Consider the following 3902-nt stretch of genomic DNA (forward strand, 5'->3'; position numbering starts at 1 on the left):
TCAGCTTGTGCTTTGCAGACAGTGTTTATTGCAGCGGTTGCTGGCCAGGCATTCTGTTCTGTGGCGATTGGGGCAATAAGCGCCGGAATAGCATATGCTAAAGGAGCGAGTTCCGATGAAATATGGCGGGCAGCATATGATGCCGCTGCGGACGCATTTCTTGGAGGGACAATAGTTGGTGGAGCAACAGCGGCTGCTGTTGGCGGAATTGAAGGAATATCCTGTTTTGTGGCGGGGACAGTTATTTCAACAGATGAAGGGCTGGTTCCGATAGAAGACATCAAAGCTGGTGAGTATGTTCTTTCTGAGGATCCTGAAACAGGAGATGTGGTATACAAGAGAGTTCTTGAGACATACATAAATGAAACAACGGAACTGATTCATCTGAATATTGATGGTGAAGAAATAGTAACTACTCCGACTCACCCATTTTATGTCAAAGGCAAAGGATTTATTGAAGCAGGAAATCTCAATGTTGGTGAAACTCTTGTGGATTCAGAAGGCAATGAACTGCATCTAAGGATTAAACGCTGGGAGCATCTGCAAAATACTGTACCTGTATATAATTTTGCGGTTGAGGACTATCACACATATTTTGTTGGAGATAATGAAGTGCTTGTACATAATATGTGTGCTGCCGATATTGTTGAAGGAGCAAATGCTGTTCAAAATGCAGGTGAAAACACGGTTGAAAATATATCAAAGAGCCAAACACCAGATCAAAAGGCTTTATTTGATATTTCAAAAGAAGCCGTGCAACAAGCAAAAATGGAAACCCTATAAGTTATGAAGAAGCAAAGATTTTAGACGAATGGGCTACCGAATATGGAGTTCCTCAGCATCATCAGGCATATATTGGAAGCGGTTTACATTTTCCAGGTGGCAACTTTATGAATCATACACATATTTATAGGTTTCACGTTCCTTTTCGAAATTGATTAAAGCAAACAAAAGTATCAATAGTTTTTGGGAATGGTATTTGGTTACTAATCCCCGTTGAACTTGGGGATTAGTAACGAATGATTAAGGAGGCCTGTTGTGAATAACGGAGTGATATTTCAAAAAAGGGAAAATCGGACATATCAGGGAGTAGATGGAGATAATTGGTATTTAAATGAACTGTATCCTGATTCATTTGAAGGATATTTTGAAAATAAGATAGAACTATCTTGGCGGGATGATTCTTATGTTGATGTGTGTAATGATCCTGAGTACATCAATGAATATATAAGAGTATCTACAGAGAACAAAATAGATTATAGAATCATACTTTGTTGTACTGATAATAAGCTACCGGATGGTTCCAATATCATGTGGGGGGAAAAGCTTTTTCTAGGATATGATTACGCATACTCAGGAGGTTCGTACTATTCTGCCATATATAATGAATTACATTTTGAAAGGTTGGATGAGTACAAAAATATATTATTGAATAAATATGGATTACTAGATAGTAAACAAGAGATGAATAGATATCTAGAAATCAGGAATGGACTTTTGGAGAGGGGATGCAATCTTGAACTTGGAGATTTTGTTATTTTCGAATTATATGAGATAGAGAAAGATGGTATTTTTCTAAAATAAGTTGGTATAGTTTCTGGCTCTAATCTTTAGGAGCTACTAACTGCACAGGAAAGTAATAGGTACCACACGTTCTAAAAAAATAATATGCAGGGACACCGGTTAATGCTGAGAATGGGAAGGTTCCGATAAGTTTCATGCTGTATTCAAAAATGGAAAAAGCAAGGAGATATACGATATGTTATCAAAGCCAGATAATGGATATACAAATTTTAAGCTAGAGGGAACTTCCCAATATACACTTGATTTCGTCGATGATATACCATTTGAGTGGGTTAGACAGGCAATCCATGGACTCGAAACAAAGAACCCATTTTGCGTTATAGGAGAAACGGATCCGGGAACATTTATATGTGTTGTTGGGTGGGATTGCCATATTATTTGGGAAAAAGGACCAGATCTTACTGAACCAGGTGGAATAGGGCATGAGTATATAAAGGTTAACATGGTCGAGTTCAGTAAGATGCTTTATTCCGATATTAAAGAAAATGTTAATGATTGGGTGGATTTTTATTGGGGGCATCCTGAGAATGTGGATGAAAGAAGAGATGAACTTGAAAAACTTCTTGAAAGATTAAAGGAGCTAATTGAGAATGATAAACAAACGTTTAAATAATGATGATGAATATGACCTCTGGGGTAAGTGTCTGTTGACATATTGTCAGGGGGAATGGTGTTAGATATTTAGGCATGAAATTTGTTAGTTATCATCTATCATTATATTTGCTACTTCAACGTAGGATATAGGAGAATATTGCAATGAAGAAATATATCAAAGGCGCTAACCCATACATGCCGCTTTGGGAACATGTTCCGGATGGAGAACCCAGAGTGTTTGAGCATAACGGCGAAAAGAGAGTTTATGTCTATGGTTCTCATGATATTGAAAGAGACAAGTACTGCGGAAGAAACTATGTGGTGTGGTCTGCGCCTGTAGAGGACCTTACCGATTGGAAGTGCCATGGCGTTGCTTATGAAACTCATTTTGATTCAATTCTGTATGCTCCGGACGTGGTAAAAAGAGGAGACACCTACTATATGTACGCTGCAGAGCGCTGTGGAAGTCTTGTAGTGGTTGCAAGCTCAAAAACTCCCTGGGGACCCTTTGAGAATCCGGTAAATACAAAACTTGGCTTTGATCCGGGAATTCTGGTGGATGATGACGACAGAGTGTATGCATATTGGGGCGGATGTGCTGCTCCATGCTATATAGCAGAGTTGGAAGAGGATATGGCTACGATTAAAATGGAAACCTTGGTGGAGAATCCGCTGGGGCATTCGACCTGTCCCTGGAATCCGGTGGATGACGGCCATATTTCGCTGATCGATGGCTTTTTTGAAGCCTCAAGTCCAAGAAAAGTAATGGGAAAATATGTTTATATTTATTCCAAGCGCTATGAGAAGCCGGTGCCGGAACTTGGCGTATTTACAGACAATAACGGATTTCTTTCATATCGCTTCAGTGATTCACCCTTCGGACCATTTCATGATGGTGGCGATATCAGCTTCAACGGAGGTGAGATCCTGCATGATGCAGAGGGGGTAGGTACAATGACCTACCAGTGGGGAAATAATCACGGCTCCATCATGGAAGTGAACGGAAAGTGGTATGTCTTTTACCATCGCCAGACCGGTGTTAACGAGTACTCAAGGCAGGCTATGCTTGAACCAATAGATGTAGCTATGGGAGCAGACGGCAAACTCTTTATCGGAGATGTGAAGTATCTTGCAGGAGAGCCGGTTTCTTCTAAGCCTGTTGAAATGACTTCTCAGGGGCCTCAGATTAACGGACTTGATGCTTATTCCTGGATTTCCGCAGGTTATGCCTGTCATATCTACGGCAGTAAAACACGTGCATATGTAAGGCCATCTTATGAAGAAAGAGAGGACCTTTCAACTCCTGTAGTTGGAATTACAGATGGAACAACTGTAGGCTTCAGATATCTTCAGTTTGGGCAAAATACGCCTAAAGCTGTGACTGTTGTTCTTGAAACGGTAAAAAAGCTAAAGGTCAGACTCCATATCGATTCCTATAATGGGCCGGTACTGGCTGACCTTATATTCCATGGCAACAGCAATGAAGCAAAGGCGATGCTGCAAGCAGGTGTAATCGGCAAACATGCCGTTTATTTTGAATTTGTATCGGATGATAGTGAGGAGACCTATAGCTTCGACAGGTTCACGTTTGATTGATTTAATTATCGAGAGGTTGACTCCCCTTGACAGTTTATTATAGTACCTCTGCGAGAAAACCCCTTCCGTCAGGTTGGGGATGAATCGCTTAGCTTTTTTGCTTTTTGTATTTCCCAGACTTCATGTAT

The 3902-nt window shown here is 40.4% G+C and carries 4 protein-coding genes; all 4 read left to right on the forward strand.

What is annotated here, in order from left to right:
* Window positions 1-783, forward strand: a 783-nt coding sequence (locus G588_RS20990) for a Hedgehog/intein hint domain-containing protein (RefSeq protein ID WP_022780121.1), incomplete at its 5' end; no start/stop codon positions are given.
* Between the two features lie 255 nt (window positions 784-1038).
* A complete protein-coding gene (locus tag G588_RS0118230) occupies window positions 1039-1584 on the forward strand; it encodes a hypothetical protein (protein WP_022780122.1) in 546 nt (181 codons plus the stop codon).
* Between the two features lie 175 nt (window positions 1585-1759).
* Complete coding sequence (locus G588_RS0118235; protein ID WP_022780123.1) at window positions 1760-2197, forward strand: hypothetical protein; 438 nt, start codon at window positions 1760-1762, stop codon at window positions 2195-2197.
* A 143-nt stretch (window positions 2198-2340) separates the two neighbouring features.
* Window positions 2341-3774 (forward strand): family 43 glycosylhydrolase, encoded by a 1434-nt coding sequence (locus G588_RS20995; protein ID WP_022780124.1) that lies wholly within the window; start codon window positions 2341-2343, stop codon window positions 3772-3774.
* The last annotated feature ends 128 nt before the right edge of the window (window positions 3775-3902 follow it).

The organism is Butyrivibrio sp. AE3009 (assembly GCF_000420845.1).
Lineage (GTDB): Bacteria > Bacillota > Clostridia > Lachnospirales > Lachnospiraceae > Butyrivibrio.

Bases quoted from the DNA above. Each gene is read 5' to 3' on its own strand.
- G588_RS0118235 (WP_022780123.1), top strand. From the start codon at position 1,760: ATGTTATCAAAGCCAGATAATGGATATACAAATTTTAAGCTAGAGGGA.
- G588_RS20995 (WP_022780124.1), top strand. From the start codon at position 2,341: ATGAAGAAATATATCAAAGGCGCTAACCCATACATGCCGCTTTGGGAA.